The 21,109-nt window shown below is 61.9% G+C and carries 15 protein-coding genes; 8 read left to right on the forward strand and 7 right to left on the reverse strand.

What is annotated here, in order from left to right:
• Nucleotides 1-66: 66 nt before the first annotated feature.
• The gene (gene cpdR1, locus HJB83_RS09475; RefSeq protein WP_003542883.1) at nucleotides 67-429 is read right to left on the reverse strand and encodes a response regulator CpdR1; all 363 of its coding nucleotides are present in this window, start codon (nucleotides 427-429) and stop codon (nucleotides 67-69) included.
• A gap of 188 nt (nucleotides 430-617) precedes the next feature.
• On the opposite strand from cpdR1, the gene HJB83_RS09480 reads away from it, so the two are divergent.
• Together HJB83_RS09480 and hisN are read left to right on the forward strand one after the other, a co-directional pair.
• Nucleotides 618-1,499 carry an N-formylglutamate amidohydrolase gene (locus tag HJB83_RS09480; protein WP_207581772.1) on the forward strand — a complete coding sequence of 294 codons (882 nt, stop codon included), beginning with the start codon at nucleotides 618-620 and terminating at the stop codon, nucleotides 1,497-1,499.
• A 312-nt stretch (nucleotides 1,500-1,811) separates the two neighbouring features.
• On the forward strand, nucleotides 1,812-2,585 hold the full coding sequence (gene hisN / locus HJB83_RS09485; RefSeq protein ID WP_207581771.1) for a histidinol-phosphatase: 774 nt from the start codon (nucleotides 1,812-1,814) through the stop codon (nucleotides 2,583-2,585).
• 28 nt (nucleotides 2,586-2,613) lie between these two features.
• Here the strand turns inward: hisN and HJB83_RS09490 are convergent, their stop codons facing one another.
• Nucleotides 2,614-3,588, reverse strand: coding sequence for an alpha/beta fold hydrolase (locus HJB83_RS09490; protein ID WP_207581770.1), 975 nt, complete (start codon nucleotides 3,586-3,588; stop codon nucleotides 2,614-2,616).
• 422 nt (nucleotides 3,589-4,010) lie between these two features.
• Here HJB83_RS09490 and HJB83_RS09495 point away from each other — a divergent pair, with 422 nt between their 5' ends.
• Nucleotides 4,011-4,481 (forward strand): Hsp20 family protein, encoded by a 471-nt coding sequence (locus tag HJB83_RS09495; RefSeq protein WP_207581769.1) that lies wholly within the window; start codon nucleotides 4,011-4,013, stop codon nucleotides 4,479-4,481.
• Nucleotides 4,482-4,549: 68 nt separating this feature from the next.
• Here HJB83_RS09495 and HJB83_RS09500 read toward each other — a convergent pair whose 3' ends face one another.
• Complete coding sequence (locus HJB83_RS09500; protein ID WP_207581768.1) at nucleotides 4,550-5,599, reverse strand: bile acid:sodium symporter family protein; 1,050 nt, start codon at nucleotides 5,597-5,599, stop codon at nucleotides 4,550-4,552.
• A gap of 48 nt (nucleotides 5,600-5,647) precedes the next feature.
• Here HJB83_RS09500 and HJB83_RS09505 point away from each other — a divergent pair, with 48 nt between their 5' ends.
• Nucleotides 5,648-6,502, forward strand: coding sequence for a LysR family transcriptional regulator (locus tag HJB83_RS09505; protein ID WP_207581767.1), 855 nt, complete (start codon nucleotides 5,648-5,650; stop codon nucleotides 6,500-6,502).
• A 23-nt stretch (nucleotides 6,503-6,525) separates the two neighbouring features.
• Here the strand turns inward: HJB83_RS09505 and HJB83_RS09510 are convergent, their stop codons facing one another.
• A complete protein-coding gene (locus HJB83_RS09510; protein ID WP_221116428.1) occupies nucleotides 6,526-7,578 on the reverse strand; it encodes a low specificity L-threonine aldolase in 1,053 nt (350 codons plus the stop codon).
• A 536-nt stretch (nucleotides 7,579-8,114) separates the two neighbouring features.
• Between HJB83_RS09510 and gltB the strand changes: the two genes are divergently transcribed.
• From gltB to HJB83_RS09525, 3 genes are all read left to right on the forward strand, one after another.
• Nucleotides 8,115-12,839, forward strand: a complete 4,725-nt coding sequence (gene gltB / locus HJB83_RS09515; protein WP_221131759.1) for a glutamate synthase large subunit — start codon at nucleotides 8,115-8,117, stop codon at nucleotides 12,837-12,839.
• 221 nt (nucleotides 12,840-13,060) lie between these two features.
• Nucleotides 13,061-14,515: a glutamate synthase subunit beta gene (locus HJB83_RS09520; protein ID WP_207581764.1), complete on the forward strand. Its 1,455-nt coding sequence runs from the start codon at nucleotides 13,061-13,063 to the stop codon at nucleotides 14,513-14,515.
• A gap of 422 nt (nucleotides 14,516-14,937) precedes the next feature.
• Nucleotides 14,938-15,570, forward strand: a complete 633-nt coding sequence (locus HJB83_RS09525) for a hypothetical protein (protein WP_207581763.1) — start codon at nucleotides 14,938-14,940, stop codon at nucleotides 15,568-15,570.
• A gap of 36 nt (nucleotides 15,571-15,606) precedes the next feature.
• Here the strand turns inward: HJB83_RS09525 and HJB83_RS09530 are convergent, their stop codons facing one another.
• The gene (locus HJB83_RS09530) at nucleotides 15,607-16,842 is read right to left on the reverse strand and encodes an SGNH family hydrolase (RefSeq protein WP_207581762.1); all 1,236 of its coding nucleotides are present in this window, start codon (nucleotides 16,840-16,842) and stop codon (nucleotides 15,607-15,609) included.
• Nucleotides 16,843-17,013: 171 nt separating this feature from the next.
• Entirely contained in the window at nucleotides 17,014-18,237 is a 1,224-nt protein-coding gene (locus HJB83_RS09535) for a lytic murein transglycosylase (protein ID WP_221131760.1), read from the reverse strand.
• A gap of 203 nt (nucleotides 18,238-18,440) precedes the next feature.
• On the opposite strand from HJB83_RS09535, the gene galU reads away from it, so the two are divergent.
• On the forward strand, nucleotides 18,441-19,328 hold the full coding sequence (gene galU, locus HJB83_RS09540) for a UTP--glucose-1-phosphate uridylyltransferase GalU (protein WP_207581760.1): 888 nt from the start codon (nucleotides 18,441-18,443) through the stop codon (nucleotides 19,326-19,328).
• A 177-nt stretch (nucleotides 19,329-19,505) separates the two neighbouring features.
• On the opposite strand, the gene HJB83_RS09545 is transcribed toward galU, so the two are convergent.
• Nucleotides 19,506-21,044 (reverse strand): outer membrane beta-barrel protein, encoded by a 1,539-nt coding sequence (locus HJB83_RS09545; RefSeq protein WP_207581759.1) that lies wholly within the window; start codon nucleotides 21,042-21,044, stop codon nucleotides 19,506-19,508.
• Nucleotides 21,045-21,109: the final 65 nt, after the last annotated feature.

The raw sequence follows: 21,109 nt of genomic DNA on the forward strand, positions 1-21,109 counted from the left end.
GATCACAAAACCTTTGGAGCCGTCAATAGGCTTTTTGCAGTTTTGTGACGTGCCGCCCGGCAAGCCTTACGCGGCAAGCATCTTGTTGACCTCGTCGACGAGATCGCGCAGGTGGAAAGGCTTGGAAAGGACCTTGGCATCCTTCGGCGCCTTCGAATCAGGGTTCAGCGCCACCGCCGCAAAACCGGTGATAAACATCACCTTCAGGTCGGGGTCGAGTTCGGTGGCGCGGCGCGCCAACTCGATGCCGTCCATTTCCGGCATGACGATATCGGTCAACAGCAGCGAAAACGGCTCCTCGCGCAGCCGGTCGTAGGCGCTGGCGCCATTGTCATAGGAAAGGACCTTGTAACCGGCCTTTTCGAGCGCTTTCACCAGGAAGCGGCGCATGTCGTTGTCGTCTTCTGCGAGAAGTATCTTCTGAGTCATCAATCCAGACCGCTGATCAATAAGTTTTTGGTGGGCTGCCAAGCGTTTACACTAGTCTTCACCCGGTAAACAACCGGTGAATTGCCCGTGCCCGACCGCCATCCCTGCTACATAGTATGGACTTGAGGCCGGGCAACTGGCAACATGGGCAAAGCAGTCAGTTCATGACATGGTAAAGAGGGCCGAAAGTGCCGGAAATACGCGAATACGAGCTTTTTGAGGTTCATGAGCCCGTGTCGCAGACCATCCCTTTCGTCTACAACTCCCCCCATAGCGGCCGTATTTATCCACCGGAATTTATCGCGCAGTCCAGGCTCGAGGGTATCGCCATCCGTCGTTCCGAGGATCACTATGTCGACGAGCTGTTCGGCTCGGCCGTCGCACTCGGCGCACCGCTGCTGGCGGCCAACTTTCCGCGCGCCTTTCTCGACGTCAATCGCGAGCCCTACGAACTCGATCCGCGGATGTTCGACGGGCTGTTGCCACCCTATGCCAATGTCAATTCGCTCCGCGTCGCCGGCGGGCTCGGCACCATCCCGCGTATCGTCGCCGAGAACATGGAGATCTATGCGCGGCGCCTGCCGGTGCAGGAGGGGCTCGACCGGGTCGAAGCGGTCTACAAGCCCTATCATGCGGCGCTGCGCCGGCTGATCGCGCGGACGCATGTGCAGTTCGGTTTCGGCGTGCTGATCGACTGCCACTCGATGCCCGGCAATGTGCGCGTCGCCGGCAGCACCGCACGGCCCGACTTCATCATCGGCGATCGTTATGGCACCAGCGCTTCGGCCGAGCTTTCGCGCGCGGCCATCGCCATCCTCGAGGAAATGGGCTTTGCGGCGATCCGCAACAAGCCTTATGCCGGCGGCTTCATCACCGAACATTACGGCCGGCCTTCGCGCGGACTGCACGCGCTGCAGATCGAAGTGAACCGGGCGATCTATGTCGACGAGGTGACGCTGGAGAAACGCGGCGATTTCGCCGTGGTCGCTGAGGCGGTCACGGCTTTCATGCAGCAGATGGCGGACTATGTCGAGAAGTTCGCCGGCGATCGGGCGCTGGCCGCCGAATAACCTCTGTCGATTATACCGACGTCTTTCCACTTGGTCTTCCCGGCCAAAAAAAACCGCGCTTGTAAGCGCGGCTAAGTCTAGGGAGGAAACACCCAAGGAGGGTATTTACAGTCAGAAGACTGTACAAACGACGCTACTATTGCATTGCACAAATGTCAAGCAATATATTGCGCTGCGACATCTTTGGGCAGTGGGCGCGTAATGGAAGCGATTGGAGGGTTCGTCGCAACCCTATCGAACTGCCTGCTGTGTTTGCATTCCCGCTGCTTTTCGTTATGAAAGCGTCACTCCCGCCAGCCAAACGGATCCCTCATGCTTCCTGACCGTTCGTTCTTCAACCGCCTGGCGGAAGCCGCCCGAGCCGAGACGCTGCCGCGCTTCCGCTCCGGTCTCGATGTCACGAACAAGCTTTCCTCCGGTTTCGATCCGGTGACGGAGGGCGACCGGGCGGCCGAACTCGCCATCCGGGCGCTGATCGAGGAGAATTTCCCCGGCCACGGCATTCTCGGCGAGGAACACGGCAATGTCGGGCTCGACCGCGAATATGTCTGGGTGATCGATCCGATCGACGGCACGCGTGCCTTCATCTCGGGCGTGCCGGTATGGGGAACCCTTATCGGCCTGCAGAAAGAGGGGCGGGCGATCATGGGCATGATCGAACAGCCGTTTACCGGCGAACGTTATTTCGCCGACCAGAACGGCTCGCTCTATACCGGGCCGGAGGGGGAGCGGCGGCTGGCGACCCGCCAGTGCGACACGCTTTCGAACGCCATCCTGTTCACCACCTCACCGCATCTCTTTAACGGCGAGGAGATGGAGAAATACCGCGAGATCGAGGGTCAGGTCCGGCTCTTCCGCTACGGCTGCGACTGCTATGCCTATGCGCTGCTTGCCGCCGGCCATATCGATCTCGTCATCGAAAACAGCCTGAAACCCTATGACGTCGGCGGCATCATTCCCGTCATCGAGGGGGCGGGCGGCATCATCACCACCTGGGACGGCGGACGGCCGGAAAACGGCGGCTCGATCATCGCCGCCGGCAGCCGGGCGGTCTATGAGCAGGCGATCGCCGTCCTGCAGCGCTGATCCCAAGCTCGGTCGTGCCGATCGGGTGTCAGGTTCCGAGGGCGGCGACGTCCTGGTTTTCTTCGGCATCGCTGCCGGGAATGAAGGCGTGGAAGGCGGCAAGGGCTGCCGCGCGGTAGGTATCCCGTTCCTGGAAGATCTCGTGGCGGGCGCCGTTGATCGGCACCAGTTGACCGGCGCGGAAATAACGCGATAGCCGCTCCTGCGCCGTGTAGGGCACGACACCGTCACGGGTCGGGGCGATGACGATGGTCGGGATGGTGATCGAGAAGAGATGGTTGGGTGAGGTCACCCGGTCCATGGTGCGAAAAGCCTCGATCAACCAGCGGGCCGTCGGCGGCCCGAGCGTCAGCTCCGGATGGGCTTTCATCATCGCGACATTGCGCTCGAAACGGTGTTCGTCCGAGGTCAGCGGATTGTCGCGGAAATCCGGCTCCTTCAGTTTCGACGTCAGCGGCAGGAAGCCGAGGCCGAGGGCGGTCAACGTGCCGGCTAGCGTTCGGATAACGCGCGGTGATGCCGACTGGCCGGTCAGGCCGATGAAGGGCGCCGACAGCACCATGCGATCGATACGGGTGGTAAGATAGGGGGCGGCCGAGAGCGCGATCAGCCCGCCTGTGGAATGGGCGAGCAGGTAGAAGGGCAGGCGTGTATCCGGCAGCACCACCTTTTCGAGGAAGGTGTCCAGATCGCGCTCGTAATCGACGAAGCGGCGGATGTGGCCGTGATTGCGGCGCTTCAGCAGCCGCGGCGAACCGCCTTGGCCGCGCATGTCGAAGGTAGCGACCCAGAGGCCTTTGGCCGTCAGGTCGCGGATCGTCTCGAAATATTTTTCGATATATTCGTTGCGGCCATGCAGGATGACGACAGTGCCCTTGGCGACCTGGGCGGCGGAACGGAAAACGGCATAACGCAGCCGGTGGCCGTCATGGGTTTCGAAGAACCCCTCCGTGCGGTTTTCCGGGGCGGGATTGTCGGGCGTCGAATAGAGAACCTGATCCATGACTTTGCCAATGCGCCGCTGCTGACTGCTTCGTCTTCAGGGATAACGCATGGCATCCGGCTTGGAAAGCGTTGGGGCCGCCAAGCCGCGGCCCGAAAAGGGCCGGCAGGAGCATGAGGTGCTCACAGCCGGCCGAGTTTGAGGCTGAAGAAGAAGGGACGATGCACTTCAGCCGCCGGGACCAGATTCACCCGACGTTGCGATCTCTAGGCTCATGCGCCTGAATGCGCTCCGAACCGGCCGTTCATGCGCGGTTCACGGGCCGATCGAGGCGAATCCGAAAGGGTCTTGAACTCGTCAAATCCCATCACCATCTCCTCTTTGCGGGTGCCGAAGAGGGCCCGCGCAACCGTCCCGAGGCCGCCAAAGATGGGGTTTCAGGGGCATTTCATCGCAACACGTCGCTTCCACAGGAGGACATCATGCGTCACGTAGACTTCTCTCCCCTTTATCGCTCCACCGTCGGTTTCGACCGGCTGTTCACCATGCTCGACAGCCTTGCCCAGCCGGAGCAGGCCCAGACCTATCCGCCCTATAATATCGAGCGCACCGGTGAAAACACCTATCGCATAACCATGGCCGTTGCCGGTTTCGACGAGACCGAACTTTCGATCGAGGCCCATGCCCATGTGCTGTCGGTGAAAGGCGAAAAGAACGAGGAACCTGCCGAAAGCGGCGAATTCCTCTACCGCGGCATTGCCAAGCGCGCCTTCGAGCGGCGCTTCCAGCTTGCCGACCATGTTGAGGTGACGGCCGCTTCGCTGAAGAACGGGTTGCTGCACATCGACCTTCTGCGCAACATTCCCGAGGCCATGAAGCCCCGCAAGATTGCGATCGCCGCAGAACCGATCGAGGCTCCGAAGGCCATCGAAGCGCAGATTATCAACGGCTGATTGTTTCCCCTTCGGGTAAAAGAGACGGCGCACTCATCGGGGCGCCGTTTTTATTATGGCATTGCGGTTCAAGCCGGGCTCGCGGCTTCGTCTATTTCCTTTTCCGTCGCCCGGCGGGCTGCGGCGGCCGCGTATTTCTGAGCGATAACGGCGCAGACCATCAACTGGATCTGGTGGAAGAGCATCAGCGGCAACACGATCGCGCCGATCGACTGGCCGGCGAAGATGACGTTGGCCATCGGCACGCCGCTTGCGAGACTTTTCTTCGAGCCGCAAAAAGTGATGGTGATCTGGTCGGGCCTGTTGAAGCCCAGGCCGCGGCTGCCGAACATCGTCAAAACGAGGACAATTGCCAGCAGAACCATGTCGGCAACGATGACGACCGCGATATCGGCGATCGAGAAGGTATGCCACAGCCCCTCGACGACAGCTGTGCTGAAGGCGAGATAGACGACCATCAGGATCGAGCCGCGGTCGACCGGCATCAGGATCTTTTTCTTGGCGCGGATCCAGTCGCCGATCCAAGGCTGCAGGATCTGGCCGACAATGAAGGGGGCAAGCAGCTGCAGCAGGATCTGCTGCAGGGCGTCGAAGGAGAAGCCGCCATGGCCGCCGACCGAAAACAGCAGGCCGACGAGCAGCGGTGTCAGAAACATGCCGAAGATGTTGGATGCCGAGGCCGAGCAGATGGCGGCAGGCACGTTACCGCCGGCCATCGAGGTGAAGGCGATCGACGACTGTACGGTCGACGGCAGCACGCAGAGGAAGAGGATGCCGAGATAAAGCGGCTGCGGCAGGATGGTGTCGGGAATCAATCCGAGCGCCAGGCCAAGCAGCGGGAAGATGCCGAAGGTGGTCAGCAGGATGACGAGGTGCAGTCGCCAATGCAGCAGGCCGGCAATGACGACATCGCGCGAGAGGCGGGCGCCATGCAGGAAGAACAGCAGCGCGATGGCAAGATCGGTGGCGATGCCGAAATAACCCGCGAATGTGCCGTGTGCCGGAAGCAGCGAGGCGAGGATGACGGTGCAGACCAGCAGGATGGTGAATGTATCGGGCAGAAAGCGGCGCATGGCAATCTCGCGGCATGATAAAACAGTCATTGCTTTCTCGTCCATTGTGATCCAGGATGCAATGAATAACAGTTATCGAGAAACTGGATATTCATGCTCGACCTTTCGCAATTGCGCAGTTTCGTCGCTGTCGAACAGATGGGCAGTTTCACGCTCGCCGCAGACAGGTTGGGCCTCGGGCAGTCGACGGTCAGCCAACATATCCAGCGGCTCGAGGCTGCGCTTGGGCGCAAGCTGCTCGTCCGTGACACACATAAGGTGATGCTGACCGGCGATGGCGAGGCGCTATTGTCGCACGCGCGCGCGATGCTTTCGATCGCGGGGCAGGTGCAGTCGCTGTTTCAGAGCAACAGCCTGCGCGGCAGCCTGCGGCTCGGGGTGTCGGAGGATTTCGTCACCAGCCAGTTGCCGGCGGTGCTGGAGGATTTCGTTCGTTCGCATCCGTCGGTCGACCTGGAACTGACGGTCGCACTATCAGGCGTCCTCTACGAGATGCAGGACAATGGCGAGATCGACCTGGTGCTCGCCAAGCGCCGGCTCGGCGATGCCCGCGGAAAGCTCGTCTATCGCGAGCCGCTCGTCTGGCTGGCGCGTGATCCGGAGCGTGTGCTGGCCTCCGGCCCTTTGCCGCTGATCGCCTTTCCGCCGCCGAGCGTCACACGGGTAATCGCCTTGGAGGCGCTGGCGCGAAACGGCGTCGCCTGGCGGATCGTCTGCACCTGCGGGAGTCTCAGCGGATTGACGGCGGCGGCGCGGGCCGGGATGGGCGTGCTGGTGCAGCCGCGCAGCATGGCGCCCTCGGGCCTGAAAGAGATCGCTGCGGGTAAACTCCCGGTGCTGGAGGATGTGGAATTCGTGCTGGTGCCGCGCAAAGGGGCGGATCAGGCGCTGGTCTCGGCGCTGTCGGACGATATTCTGCAAAAGGTGAGGGGGCTGAGGTCGGGGTGAGGCACTGCCGTTTCGGCGGTCGATCAGGCGGCCAGGCACTTGAGGAAACCATCCACGTCCGCTTCCGTCGTCGCGAAGCTGGTGACCAGGCGGATCAGGGTTTCACTTTCGGAAACGAGCTCGGGCGTTGCCGCTGGGGTCGGCCATTCGTAGAATTTCGCGCCCTTTTCCTCGGCGGTTTTTGCCGCATGTTTGCTGACGACGGCAAAGACTTCGTTGGACGCGGTCGGCCAGGCGAGGCGCGCGGCGTTGCTTATGGCAATGCCGGCGCGCAGTCGATCGGCCATGCCGTTCGAGTGGCGGGCGAGATCGAGCCAGAGGCCATTTTCGAAATAGGCATCGAACTGAGCGGCGATGAAACGCGACTTGGAGAAAAGCTGGGCGGCGCGCTTGCGGATGAACGGCATTTCCCCGGCTTGATCCGGATTGAAAAAGACGATCGCTTCCGCGCACCAGCAGCCGTTTTTGGTGCCGCCGAAGGACAGCATGTCGACGCCGCGTTTCCAGGTCATTTCGGCAGGCGTAGCGCCGAGCGCGACCAGCGCGTTGGCGAAGCGGGCGCCATCCATGTGGAGCGGCAGGCTGCGCTTTCTGGCGATGGCGGCGATCTCGCCGATCTCCGGCAGGGAATAGACGGTGCCGATCTCGGTTGTCTGGGTGATGGTCACTGCGCTGGCGCGGCCTTGACGGACGGCATCTTCTGGAAAGCCTGCGATTTTGGCGACGAGCTTCGCTGGGTCGATCTTGCCGGCTTCGCCGTCGACGGCAACGAGGCGGGCGGAGTCGGAGAAGAATTCCGGAGCCCCGCATTCATCCTCGATCACATGAGCCTGCGAATGGCAGAAGGTGATGCCGCCGGGGCGCTGGACGCTTGCCAGCGACAGGGAGTTGGCGGCCGTGCCGGTGGCGACGAAGAAGACCGAAACGTCGCGCTCGAAGATCTCGGAAAAGCGGGCCGCGACCTTCTTGTCGAGATCGCCGGCGCCGTAGGCGGCGGCAAAACCGGTCGATTCCATCAGCAATCGTTCGGCAATGGATCGATGGGCGCCGGCCCAATTATCGGAAGCAAAGAACATGAGGGGAAACCGTTGGAAGGGAAAGCTTGGCAAGTCGCAGCGGAGATTACGCCAAAGCTTCACGGGATCAAGGTTGCCGCTCGCGACACATCACAGAAATCGAACTACGCAATCAATAAAAAGAATAATCACGAATATTGTAATTTTATGTCGCGACGACCATTTCTCGGGCAATCTTCCGTCGCAAATTGATGTTTTTTAGCGGCGCGCTCTTGCGGAGCGAAGTGCTTTCTGGCATAGAGCTGATGAATTAGGACAGTGTTGCTGTCCTATTTTGGCCTTCACGGCCGAGGAGGCGCTGAAAACCCTGGAACAGATGGGCTTTCACGCTATAGTTCTTCCGAGCGTCAAGCCTCAAGGGCGGCGCGCGGAGGCGAATGGCAGGCGCGGAACGCGACGGTTTGCTTTCCTTCAAAGCAGATGTCTGCGGCCGATCTTCACCATGCAGCAGCGCTGTCATGCGCCGAACCTATCTTCGGGTTGCGGCGCGGGACGAAAAGCCGCCCGCAGCCCCGCGGGCTTCGACAGGAGGAAAGATGATGACGAAGACGCCATCCATGGAATTTGACCGGTTCGCTGCTGCCGAGGTGCGCGCCACGGCCAATACGTCCAAATCCGCCTCCGGCCTGCCGAAGAAGCAGGGCCTCTACGATCCCCGCAACGAACACGACGCCTGTGGCGTCGGCTTCGTCGCGCATATGAAGGGTCAGAAGTCGCACCAGATCGTCAAGGACGGCCTGTTCATGCTCGAAAACCTGACGCATCGCGGCGCCGTCGGCGCCGATCCGCTGATGGGCGACGGTGCCGGCATCCTGGTGCAAATTCCCGACCGTTTCTTCCGCGAGGAGATGGCCGCGCAAGGCATCACGCTGCCGCCGGCCGGCGAATATGGCGTCGGTCATATTTTCATGCCGCGCGATGAAAAGCAGATCGAGCACTTCAAGAAGGTGATCAAGGACGTCATCGCCGAGGAAGGTCAGGTCTGCATCGGTTTTCGCGACGTGCCGGTCGACAATTCCTCGCTCTCCAAGGCGCCGGCCATTGCCGCAACCGAGCCGCATCATGTGCAGGTCTTCATCGGCGCCGGCGAGGATGCCGAAAACAACGACGAGTTCGAGCGTCGGCTGTTCACACTGCGCAAGGTGATCTCCAACCGCATCTATGACGAGTTCGACGGCGAGGAGAGCAATTTCTATCCGGTGTCGCTGTCGTCGGCGACGGTGGTCTACAAGGGTATGTTCCTGGCCTATCAGGTCGGCGTCTATTACAAGGACCTGTCGGATCCGCGTTTCGAAAGCGCGGTCGCCCTCGTGCACCAGCGCTTCTCCACCAACACCTTCCCGTCGTGGAAGCTGGCGCATCCCTACCGCATGGTTGCCCATAACGGCGAGATCAACACGCTGCGCGGCAACGTCAACTGGATGGCGGCGCGCCAGGCGTCGGTGTCGTCGCCGCTGTTCGGTGAGGATATCTCCAAGCTCTGGCCGATCTCCTACGAAGGACAATCGGACACGGCCTGCTTCGACAATGCGCTCGAATTCCTGGTGCGCGGCGGTTATTCGATGGCGCATGCGGTGATGATGCTGATCCCGGAAGCCTGGGCCGGCAACCAGTCGATGGCCGCCGAACGCAAGGCCTTTTACGAATATCATGCCGCCTTGATGGAGCCCTGGGACGGGCCGGCGGCCGTCGCCTTCACCGACGGCAAGCAGATCGGTGCGACGCTCGACCGCAACGGCCTGCGACCGGCGCGCTACCTCGTCACCGATGACGACCGCGTCATCATGGCGTCGGAAGCCGGCGTGCTGCCGGTTCCGGAGGAGAGGATCATTCAGAAGTGGCGCCTGCAGCCGGGCAAGATGCTGCTGATCGATATGGAAGAAGGCCGCATCATCTCCGACGACGAGGTGAAGTCGCAGCTGGCGACGGCGCATCCCTATCGCAGCTGGCTCGGCCGCACCCAGCTTATCCTGGAAGAACTGAAGCCGGTGGAGCCGCGGGCGCTGCGCCGCGACGTGTCGCTGCTCGACCGTCAGCAGGCCTTCGGTTACACGCTCGAAGACACCCGCATCCTGATGTCGCCGATGGCGACGACGGGCCAGGAGGCGATCGGCTCGATGGGCACGGACACGCCGATCTCGGCGATGTCGGAAAAGCCGAAGCTGCTCTACACCTATTTCAAGCAGAACTTCGCGCAGGTGACGAACCCGCCGATCGACCCGATCCGCGAGGAACTGGTGATGAGCCTCGTCTCCTTCATCGGGCCGCGGCCGAACATTCTCGACCACGAGGGTGCGGCGAACGCCAAGCGGCTCGAGGTGCGTCAGCCGATCCTGACCAACGGCGATCTCGAGAAAATCCGCTCGATCGGTCATACGGAAGACCGTTTCGACACCAAGACGCTGGATTTCACCTATGATATCGAGCGCGGCGCGGCTGGCATGCCCGAGATGCTCGACCGGCTCTGCGAGCGCGCGGAAGCCGCCGTCAAGGGCGGTTACAACATCATCGTGCTCTCCGACCGCCAGATCGGGCCGGACCGGATCGCCATTCCTGCGTTGCTTGCCACAGCGGCGGTGCACCATCACCTGATCCGCAAGGGGCTTCGCACCTCGGTCGGTCTCGTCGTCGAGACCGGCGAACCACGCGAGGTCCATCATTTCTGCCTGCTTGCCGGCTACGGCGCCGAGGCGATCAATCCGTACCTCGCCTTCGACACGCTGCTCGACATGCATGCCAAGGGCGAGTTCCCGAAGGAAGTGGATGCCACCGAAGTCGTCTACCGCTACATCAAGGCGGTCGGCAAAGGCATCCTCAAGGTCATGTCGAAGATGGGCATCTCGACCTATCAGTCCTATTGCGGCGCGCAGATCTTCGATGCGATCGGCCTGCAGTCGGAGTTCATCGACAAGTATTTCTTCGGCACCGCGACGATGATCGAAGGCGTCGGCCTCGAGGCGATCGCGGCGGAGACCGTCGACCGCCATACCGCGGCCTTCGGCACGGATCCGCTGCTTGCCACGACGCTCGACATCGGCGGCGAATATGCCTACCGCATGCGCGGCGAAAGCCATGCCTGGACGCCCGATGCAGTCGCCGCCCTTCAGCATGCCGTGCGCGGCAATGCCGAGGACCGCTACCGCGAATTCGCCGATATGGTGAACAATTCGGCGCTGCGCATGAACACGATCCGCGGGCTCTTCAGCGTCAAGAGCGCCGAGGCGCTCGGACGCAAGCCGGTTTCGATCGACGAGGTCGAGCCGGCGGCCGATATCGTCAGGCGTTTCTCGACCGGGGCGATGTCCTTCGGCTCGATCTCCAGGGAGGCGCATACGACGCTGGCGATCGCCATGAACCGGATCGGCGGCAAGTCGAACACCGGCGAGGGCGGCGAGGAATCCGACCGCTACATGCCGCTGCCCGATGGTTCGATGAACCCGGAACGTTCGGCGATCAAGCAGATCGCGTCGGGCCGCTTCGGCGTCACCACCGAATATCTCGTCAATTCCGACATGCTGCAGATCAAGGTGGCGCAGGGCGCCAAGCCCGGCGAAGGCGGCCAGCTGCCGGGTCACAAGGTCGATGCGACGGTTGCCAAGACCCGCCATTCGACGCCGGGTGTCGGCCTGATCTCGCCGCCGCCGCATCACGACATCTACTCGATCGAAGATCTGGCGCAGCTGATCTACGATCTGAAGAACGTCAACCCGACCGCGGATGTCTCGGTCAAGCTCGTCTCGGAAGTCGGCGTCGGCACGGTTGCTGCCGGCGTTGCCAAGGCACGCGCTGACCACATCACGGTCGCGGGCTTCGACGGCGGCACGGGTGCGTCGCCGCTGACCTCGCTGAAACATGCCGGCAGCCCCTGGGAAATCGGCCTTGCCGAGACCCAGCAGACGCTGGTGCTGAATGGCTTGCGTTCGCGCGTCGCGCTGCAGGTGGATGGCGGCCTGAAGACCGGCCGCGACGTCATCATCGGGGCACTGCTCGGCGCTGATGAATTCGGCTTCGCCACCGCGCCGCTGATTGCGGCCGGCTGCATCATGATGCGCAAGTGCCATCTCAACACCTGTCCGGTTGGTGTGGCGACGCAGGATCCGGTGCTGCGCAAGCGCTTCAAGGGCGCTCCGGAGCACGTCATCAACTACTTTTTCTTCGTTGCCAACGAAGTGCGCGCAATCCTCGCCTCGCTCGGGTTTACCCGGCTCGACGATATCATCGGCGCCTCGGAGCTCCTTGAGAAGGACGAGATGCTGAACCACTGGAAGGCGAAGGGCCTCGATTTCAGCCGTATCTTCCACAAGGTTGATGCTGCCAAGGAGGAGACCTTCTGGACGACCCGGCAGAAGCACCCGATCGACGATATTCTCGACCGCGCGCTGATCGAGCAGGCACAGCCGGCACTGACCGCCAAGACACCCGTTGCCTTCGAGGTCGGCATCAAGAACGTCGACCGGTCGGTGGGCGCGATGCTTTCCGGCGAAGTCGCCAAGCGTTACCGCCACCGCGGGCTGAAGGAAGACACGATCAATGTGACGCTTCGCGGCACGGCCGGCCAGAGTTTCGGCGCCTTCCTGGCGCGCGGCGTCACCTTCAACCTGATCGGCGACGGCAACGACTATGTCGGCAAGGGGCTTTCGGGCGGAAAGATCATCATCCGGCCGCCGGAGAATTCGAGGATCGTGGCCGAGAACTCGATCATCGTCGGCAACACCGTGCTTTACGGTGCGACCGAGGGTGAATGCTACTTCCGCGGTGTGGCGGGCGAGCGGTTCGCCGTGCGCAATTCGGGCGCAATCGCGATCGTCGAGGGTGTCGGCGACCATGGCTGCGAATACATGACCGGCGGCGTCGTCGTCGTGCTCGGCGCCACGGGCCGCAACTTCGCGGCCGGCATGTCCGGCGGTGTCGCCTACGTGCTCGATGAGACCGGCGATTTCGCCAGCCGCTGCAACATGGCGATGGTCGAGCTCGAGCCGGTGCCCGAGGAGGACGACATGCTGGAGAAGCTGCATCATCACGGCGGCGATCTCATGCACAAGGGACGCGTCGACGTCTCCGGCGACATGACGCGCCATGACGAGGAGCGCCTTTACCAGCTGATCTCCAACCATCTGCACTATACGGGCTCGACCCGCGCCAAGCAGATCCTCGACAGCTGGGCCGACTACCGTCCGAAGTTCCGCAAGGTCATGCCGGTCGAATACCGTCGTGCGCTCGAGGAAATGGAACGCAGTCGGATGGGCATCGCCGCGGAATGATTTGTACTGGGGCATCCGTCACCTGCTGACTGAGGTGACGGATGACGAAATATCTCGACGACCCGTGTGGAGCCGACGGCGAAGGCTGTCTTGATCGCACGGATGTCTTGCAAGGGATATGATCCAATGACGGTCAAGACAAGCAACTCGCTCGGGCTACCGGGACTGACGATAGACAGATTGGCTGCGGTGAGGCGGTCATGAGGGTAAGGGACGAAAATATGGGTAAGGTAACAGGGTTTCTGGAAATCGACCGGCAAGTGGCGAAGTACCAGCCGGCGTCGGATCGTATCCGTCATTTCCGTGAGTTCACGATCCCGATGTCGGACCTGGAAGTGCAGAAACAGGCTGCGCGCTGCATGGACTGTGGCATCCCCTATTGCCACGGCCCCACCGGTTGCCCGGTTCATAACCAGATCCCCGACTGGAACGACCTCGTGTACAACAACAATTGGGAAGCGGCGATCCAGAACCTGCATTCGACCAACAACTTCCCTGAATTCACCGGGCGCGTCTGCCCGGCGCCTTGCGAGGAAGCCTGTACGTTGAATCTCGAGGATGCGCCGGTTGCCATCAAGACGGTCGAGCAGGCAATCGCCGACAAGGCCTACGAGCTCGGCTTCATCCGGCCGCAGCCGGCCACGGTGCATACGGGCAAGAAGGTCGCCGTGATCGGCTCCGGTCCTGCCGGCATGGCGGCCGCCCAGCAGCTCGGCCGCGCCGGCCACGAGGTGCACGTCTATGAGCGCGAGACCAAGCCGGGCGGCCTGCTGCGTTATGGCATCCCCGATTTCAAGATGGAGAAGAACTTCATCGATCGCCGTGTCGAGCAGATGAAGGGCGAGGGCGTCACCTTCCATTGCGGCGCCAATGTCGGCGTCGACGTCAAGGTCGAGCAGCTGTTGGCCGATCACGACGCCGTTCTCTACTGCGGCGGCTCCGAAACCCCGCGTGAGGCTGGCATTCCGGGCGCCGACCTTGCCGGCGTGCATGATGCGATGCCCTATCTCGTGCAGCAGAACCGCCGCGTCGGGCGCGAGAACATCGACAGCGTCGGCTGGCCGTCAGACCCGATCCTTGCCGGCGCCAAACACATCGTCGTCGTTGGTGGCGGCGATACGGCTTCGGACTGCGTCGGCACGGCGTTTCGCCAGGGAGCCGTCAAGGTCACCCAGCTCGACATTCGGCCGCAGCCGCCGGAGAAGGAAGACAAGCTTGCCGTCTGGCCCTTCTGGGCGACGAAAATGCGCACCTCCTCCTCGCAGGCCGAGGGCGCGGTGCGTGAATTCCAGGTGGCCACACTTGAATTCGTCGGCGAAGACGGCGTGCTGATCGGTGTCAAGTGCTGTGAGGTCGATGAACGCCGGCGGCCCGTTCCGGGCACCGAATTCGTCATCCGGGCCGATCTCGCCTTCATCGCCATCGGTTTCCGTGGCCCGTTCACCGGCAGCGTGCTGAAGGAGCTCGAGGGCAAGCTGACGCTCAACACCGACAAGCGCGGCTCGACCAACGTCGTCGCCAACGACCGCAACTACAAGACTTCGGTCGACAAGTTCTGGACGGCGGGCGACGTACGCCGCGGCCAATCGCTGGTGGTCTGGGCGATCCGCGAAGGCCGCCAGGCGGCGCGCGCTATCGACGAGGAATTGATGGGCTCGACCGTCCTGCCGAACTGACCGTCGGCGGCACAGACGCTCACAACACAAGAGCTCCGCCCTACGGCGGAGTTTTATAGTAAAGCGCTGCGTGTCCTGTCGGCGCGCAAGGACGCTTTAAAGCGCGTCGGATCAAATTTGATTCATGCGACGCGCTTTAGCTCTTTGTTTTGATGCATGTCGTTATCCCGGAACCGCTGCACACTTCCGGGCGACATGCATTATCGCTTTGGACTATACCCGGGTGCGACCGCTTGACGCGCCGGCATTCGGCGCAAGCCTCAGGCAATACCGGGAAGCGAGATTTTCGCAGGACGCGGGCTCGGGAAGAGTCGGCGGCGACCGGAGCGGAGGTGCCATGCCGTTTCGGTGAAGGCATTTCATCATCGGCCGCGGGCGTTAGGGACATCGACCGCCGCGAATGTTCGACAAGGATTTTTCAAATGGTTTCTGCACTTGACAGCACGCGGCTGGTTTCTGCCCGATATGCGCTGAAAAACCTTCGCAGCTCCGATGACAGTTCGCAGGATACGCAGAGTTCGTCGGCTGCCGGTATCTTGAGCAGCTATGGGCTCGATCCGAGCTCCGCCTCGCTGCTTTCCAACCAGGCCCTGTCAGGGCTGCTCGACACGCTTTCATCCCAGAACGACACGTCCGATGCGACCGACACGACGGGCGGAAGCGCCGACGTGACCAGCGCCTCCTTCATGTCGATGCTGAAGAAGCAGCTGCAGGATGCGGCTGCGGCCGAAGGCGAGAGCGGCAAGGCCCACGACATGCTAGCCGCCCTCGAAGCGGGCACGCTGACCATCTCCGACCCGACGCAGGGCGTATCGATTGCTGCCTGGGACGTGGACGATGCCGATGAGGCGGAAACTCAGAGCAAGGACGGCAAGGAGATCGATGTCAGCGGCTGGAGCGACTTCCTCGATGCGCATCTGGAGCGCGGCGCCGACGGCGCTTTCGTCAAGGAAAACGGCAGCTATGTCGACCAGACGAACGACAGCAACGCCTTCTTCGGCCTGATCGGCTCGAACTACTATTATCTGAGCTGGCCGCAGGCGACGGCGACATAAACGGAACGACGAGCAAGGCTGGCGCACGCGGCCTTTTCATTTGACCGAGACTTCGGCCGCCGTCTTTGCCACCGGCAGGCGGTAATCATCGATGCGCCCAGGAGGCGCGGGCGTCATTTCGCCCTGCTCGACCAGCAGGTCGCGGGGCGACCGCGTCAAAGCCACAGGCGGCGGCCTTGCGCCGAGAAGCTCGGCGCCGCCGTCGAGATTGGGATCGGAGAGGCTGATCGGCACGGTGTGTTCGGCCGGATTAGCGGGAAGGCCGAGACCGGGCAGATTGCTGGAGTCGAGGCGAACCAGATCGGGGCTTGCCTGCGTGCCGAGAAGACGCCGTGCCGGTTTTTCCACATAGAAGGCGAGCTTGCGCCGACCGGCCTGGGTAAGGTTGATGCCATCGGATGTGCGCAGTCTGACCTGCTGGCCGTTCACATCCGAACCGGTGACGATGAAGTTGCTGTTTTCATCGACGAAACCATCCCAGATATCGACGAATTCACCACCGATGCTTTCGACCTGATTACGGTAGAGCTGGTTCATCTGGACGGCATCGGCCGTCATCTGATCGGATTCGAAGGCGGGAAGGCCGACCCAGAGCAGCGGGATCTTGCGGTCGGTAACTTGCCTGCCGAAGGAGAGAACACGGCGGCGGTATTCGGTAAACCAGCTATCGGTGCGGAATTTTTCCTTGGCCGTATCGGTCATCATCTGCTGGCGATCGTTGGCGCCGATCATCACGACGACCATTGCCGGCTTCAGCTCGTCGATCATCTTCGGCAGTTGTTCCGGCCAGTCGTAATAATCGTCGCGGACGAGACCCGATGAGACATTGCCGCGGGCTTCAACGACAACCCCCGGCGAGGTCTCGAAGGCGGCAGTGAGGCCGTCGCCAAGGCCGCTGGCCAGGAAATCGCCGACGATCAGGATCTTCTTGGCGTCGCCGAGCTTCTGCACCACCGGCTCCTCCTGCACGGGCGCGCGGAGCGGCGGCGCGGTGCGGGTGTTGACGACGGCTTTCTGCGACGGCGGTCGCTTGTGCTGCTGGCGCCTCGGCTGCGGGACGTCGGGGGCTTGCGGGCCGTCGTCGAGATAGCGCCGGCCGAGGAAGAAATCGAGGATCGAACGCCGCTGGTAGCGCTGCTCCTGCGCTTCCGCAATATGCACCGGCGCAAGGGCGCCGAGGCATAGCGAAGCGGCCGCCACGGCGAGCATGAGCCAACGGATTGGGGTTCGATCAGTTTTATTCGTCATGGGCAGTTCCGCATCTGCCGGCATCTTGCACGCAGGGTAGGCCAGCGTCCACTCCCGCTGCTATGTAGGTCACGGTTCTGCCAGTTGTAGGGCATATGCCGAAAAGTATGTGTGGTCTTCGGGCGGCATCATACCCTATTTCCTTGATTCAAAGGCGGATTCAGGTTCCGTTCGATCCGGTCGGGATCATCAGGTCTAGCGGCGTAGTGCGTTCAGAAGCGGCAGCGAGGGCTCGCCATCCGGCTGCATTCCGATGCGCGACTGCGCGGCTGAGATCGCCGCCTTCGAACCCGAGCCGAAATTGCCGTCGACCTCGCCATTGTAATAGCCGAGCGTCTTCAGGCGGGTCTGCAGCTCGAATTTCTCGGTGACGTCAAGGGCGCCGTCCGGGCGCGGCCAGCGCTGCTGCAGGCCGCCGTAGCCGGCGATCTGGTCGGCGAGCAGGCCGACGGCAAGCGCATAGCTGTCCGACGCATTGTAGTTCTTGATGGTGAAGAAGTTGGCGGTCATCAGGAAGCCTGGGCCGCCGGCGCCAGCCGGCATCTTCAGCATGGCCTTGGTGGTGCTCTCTCGGAAAGCCTTGCCGTTCGGGCGTGCCAGGCCGAGTGCCGCCCATTGGGCCAGTGTGTGGGTTTTGCCGGCCTGCTTGGCGGCTGCGGCGGGAACGACAACCTCGTAGCCCCAGGTCTTGCCGGTGTCCCAGCCGTTCTTCATCAGAAGATTGGCCGAGGTCGCCAGTGCATCGGGCACCGAGTTCCAGATGTCGCGATGGCCGTTGCCATCGGCATCGACAGCATAAAGCAGGTAGCTTGTCGGAATGAACTGGGTGTGGCCCATGGCGCCGGCCCAGGAGCCGGTCATCTCGCGTGCCGGCACATCGCCGTTCTGCAGGATCTTCAGCGCGGCGACCAGCTGCTTCTTGGCGAATTTGGCGCGGCTCGGATCGGCATAGCCAAGCGTTGCGAGCGCCCGCGGCACGTAGTGCAGCCGGTCGTCCTTGTCGAGGATTGCGCCGTAATTCGATTCCATCGACCAGATGGCCAAGAGAATGGTCTTGTCGACGCCGAATCGCCGCTCGATCGCATCGAGCGTTCTTGCGTGCTTAACGGCCATCTCGCGGCCGATCTTGATCGTATAGGGATTGACACGGGAATCGACGTAGTCCCAGATTTTCGAAGTGAATTCCGGCTGGTAGGCCGCCTTTTCGAGCACGGTCGGATCGGGCTCGGTCACTCCGGAAAAGGCCTTTTGATAAGTTGCCTTACTGATGCCACTCTGAGCGGCAGTTTGGTAAAAATCCGCGATCCATTTCTGGAACCGGGAATCGGCTTTCGCGTTGTCAGGAACCAGCCCGACCTGGGCGGCGACAACGAGGGCGAGAGCAAGACCACGAAGGGAGTATTTGTGATTCTGGGCCATCGACAATCGTATCCGTCATCTTCAGTTTCCGGTGCAGCGGGGCATCATGTCCGCCCAAACCCGAGACTACAGGAACGGAGTCAACAAATTCTTTACCATGGCGATCCGCTGCGGTCACCATTTGCAAAACCGTAGCAATTCTATACTAGTTAAAGCTAAAAAGCTCCATTTCCAAGCGATATGATCGAACCAGGAGGCCGCGTGTGGCTCAACACAATAAAGTTCGTAAAGCAGTATTTCCGGTTGCGGGGTTAGGAACGCGATTCCTACCGGCAACCAAGGCTGTTCCGAAGGAAATGTTGACCGTCGTCGACAAGCCAATCATTCAATATGTCGTCGATGAGGCGATCGAGGCCGGGATCGAACATCTGGTTTTCGTCACCGGACGCAACAAGCACGTCATCGAAGATTATTTCGACATCCATTTCGAGTTGGAGCAGACGCTGCGCGAGCGCGCCAAGAAGGCCGAGATAACCCTTCTCGCCCAGCAATTGCCGAAGGCCGGCACGGTGAGCTTTACCCGCCAGCAGGAGCCGCTCGGCCTCGGCCACGCGGTTTGGTGCGCCCGCGAAATCGTCGGTGACGAGCCCTTCGCACTGTTGCTGCCCGATATGATCATGAAGGGCGACAAGGGCTGCATGAAGGGCATGATCGACCTCTACGGCCAGAGCGGCGGCAATATCATCGCCGTTGAGGAATGCGCGCCCGACCAGGCCCATAAATACGGCATCGTCGGCGTCGGCGAGGCGATCGGCGATGGCTTCCGAATCACCGGCATGGTGGAAAAGCCTGCCAAGGGGACAGCGCCTTCCAACTTCTTCATCAACGGTCGCTACATCCTGCAGCCGGAGATCTTCAAGATCCTCGAAACCCAGGAGCGTGGCGCCGGCAATGAGATCCAGCTTACCGACGGCATGCTGAAGCTGCTGAAGGAGCAGGATTTCGCCGGTTACCACTTCCGCGGCGCGACCTACGACTGCGGCGCCAAGGATGGCTTCATCCTGGCAAACGTCGCCTTCGCTCTCGAACGCGACGATATCCGCCCGACCGTCGAAGGCGGCTTCAAGGAATTGCTCGCCGGTCTGAAGTAACCTTCCCGCACAGCATATAAATGATAGAGCGCCGCGTATCCTCCCAGATGCGTGGCGTTTTTGCATCCCTAAATTAAAGCGCGTCGCACTTAGCTTGATTCATGCGACGCGCTTTAGCTCTTTGTTTTTGTGTATGTCGTTATCCGGGAACCGCCGCACACTTCCCGGCGACATGCATTAGCGCTTCAACTTGAGACCAACGCCGGCTCGCAATTGCTGCGAATCGGTGCCTTCCTTGCGCGTTGTCAGCTCGTAACCGAGCGTGCTGGTCAAATCGAGATAGCGGTTGATGTTCCAGGTCAGACCGGTCGCGGCGGTATAGACGAGTTCGTCATTGATGGTGCTATCTGTGGGATAATCGCGCCACGTTACCCCGCCGATCATCGTCCCGACCAGATTGTCGCGCAGCTGGTGGGTGACCGTCGTCGTCAGCGCGTGCGAGACGTAGCCGCTTTCGCCCGCCGTGGTCGAGGGCTGGATGCTCGTCTGCAGGTCGAGATTGACGTCGGTGCCGCGGATCGGCGACCAGAGCAGGCTCGCATCGAGCGTGGCGGTATCGATCGAGGACAGGCGGCTGTCTTCGAAATTCGCCATCTCGTAGCCGACACCGACTTCACCCTTCAGCTTTTCGCCGAGGTCGACCTCGACGCCTGCCTTGGCGCCATAGGCGTGGCCAGAACGCTCATAGCCGGCGGAATCGCGCGTCTCGTCATAGACACTCCGGCCGATCGTCGCCTCGATGAAGGGGATGAGCGCGGGGGACAGCTCGTAACCGACGCGGCCGCGCAGCGTGCCAGCCGTCTGGTTGCGGTCGCTCAGCTCAACGGTCGTGCCGTTCGCAAGCGTGGCATCCGAATAGATCGAGCGGGTCAGTGCCAGTGCCGTCGTGCCGCGCAGGATGCCGAAATCGCGTTGGACTGAGGCGCCCGCGCTAAACTCCTGCACATCAGACTGCTGTGCTGCGTTGGCGATGGCCTCGGGATCGTCCGTATCCTCGCGGTAGAAATTGTACCCGGCGGTGAGATGCGCGACCGTATCGTCGGAAAGATCCAGCCGGAGGTCGCCGTTGACTTTGAAGGACGGCTGCTCCTCGCCCTCGCCGCTGATATTCCTCTGCCAGGCGCCTTCCGAAGTTACGGTCAGCTGATGCCGGCCCCAGTCCGAGGTCAGGGTCGCGGCTGCGTCCGTTTCGAGGAAGGCGCGCCGTTGCCTGGTGTTGCCGTCCTTGGTGGTCTCGGTGTTGATGCTCTGGGTGACGCTCGGGCGGAGCACGAACGTGCCGATCGGAATGCCCGGCGTTTCGGCCGCCGAGGCACTTTCGGCAGTCCTACGGCGCGGCAGCGTCTCGTCGATCGGCGTTTCGCGTGTGTTCAGCCGGCGGATGTCGTCGTCGAGGATGGAGCCGGTAATGTCGTCGCTGGCTTGCGCATCCGGTATCGCCGGCCTCTGCTGGGCATCGTCCGCGTTCGCGGATGTGCCGTTTGTCGCGGGCGTGGCGGTATCGTCGGTCTCGTCATCAAAACCGGCAGCATTGTTCGTGGTGCGATAGTCCTGAGAGGCCGTGGAGCGCCTGTTTGCCGTGCCTGCCGGCTGCGGCGAGGCGGACTGTGCAAAGGCTGTCTGACCGAGCAGCAGACTGCAGAACGCGACAAACGAGACGGCACGGCTCATGGCGCGGAGCGGCGTCACACTGCTCGTCTGTTTTGGCTGGCCCATGCAATTCGCGCCTGACATGCTTTCGGTTCTTACCCAAAGGTAAAGCCTCGTGGTTAATCATTCGT

This window comes from Rhizobium sp. NZLR11 (assembly GCF_019685115.1).
Lineage (GTDB): Bacteria > Pseudomonadota > Alphaproteobacteria > Rhizobiales > Rhizobiaceae > Rhizobium.

Excerpts from the sequence above, each read along its gene's own strand:
- cpdR1 (WP_003542883.1), bottom strand. The coding sequence starts at position 429 with ATGACTCAGAAGATACTTCTCGCAGAAGACGACAACGACATGCGCCGC.
- hisN (WP_207581771.1), top strand. The coding sequence starts at position 1,812 with ATGCTTCCTGACCGTTCGTTCTTCAACCGCCTGGCGGAAGCCGCCCGA.
- HJB83_RS09490 (WP_207581770.1), bottom strand. The coding sequence starts at position 3,588 with ATGGATCAGGTTCTCTATTCGACGCCCGACAATCCCGCCCCGGAAAAC.
- HJB83_RS09495 (WP_207581769.1), top strand. The coding sequence starts at position 4,011 with ATGCGTCACGTAGACTTCTCTCCCCTTTATCGCTCCACCGTCGGTTTC.
- HJB83_RS09500 (WP_207581768.1), bottom strand. The coding sequence starts at position 5,599 with ATGGACGAGAAAGCAATGACTGTTTTATCATGCCGCGAGATTGCCATG.
- HJB83_RS09505 (WP_207581767.1), top strand. The coding sequence starts at position 5,648 with ATGCTCGACCTTTCGCAATTGCGCAGTTTCGTCGCTGTCGAACAGATG.
- HJB83_RS09510 (WP_221116428.1), bottom strand. The coding sequence starts at position 7,578 with ATGTTCTTTGCTTCCGATAATTGGGCCGGCGCCCATCGATCCATTGCC.
- gltB (WP_221131759.1), top strand. The coding sequence starts at position 8,115 with ATGATGACGAAGACGCCATCCATGGAATTTGACCGGTTCGCTGCTGCC.
- HJB83_RS09520 (WP_207581764.1), top strand. The coding sequence starts at position 13,061 with ATGGGTAAGGTAACAGGGTTTCTGGAAATCGACCGGCAAGTGGCGAAG.
- HJB83_RS09525 (WP_207581763.1), top strand. The coding sequence starts at position 14,938 with ATGGTTTCTGCACTTGACAGCACGCGGCTGGTTTCTGCCCGATATGCG.
- HJB83_RS09530 (WP_207581762.1), bottom strand. The coding sequence starts at position 16,842 with ATGCCGGCAGATGCGGAACTGCCCATGACGAATAAAACTGATCGAACC.
- HJB83_RS09535 (WP_221131760.1), bottom strand. The coding sequence starts at position 18,237 with ATGGCCCAGAATCACAAATACTCCCTTCGTGGTCTTGCTCTCGCCCTC.
- HJB83_RS09545 (WP_207581759.1), bottom strand. The coding sequence starts at position 21,044 with ATGGGCCAGCCAAAACAGACGAGCAGTGTGACGCCGCTCCGCGCCATG.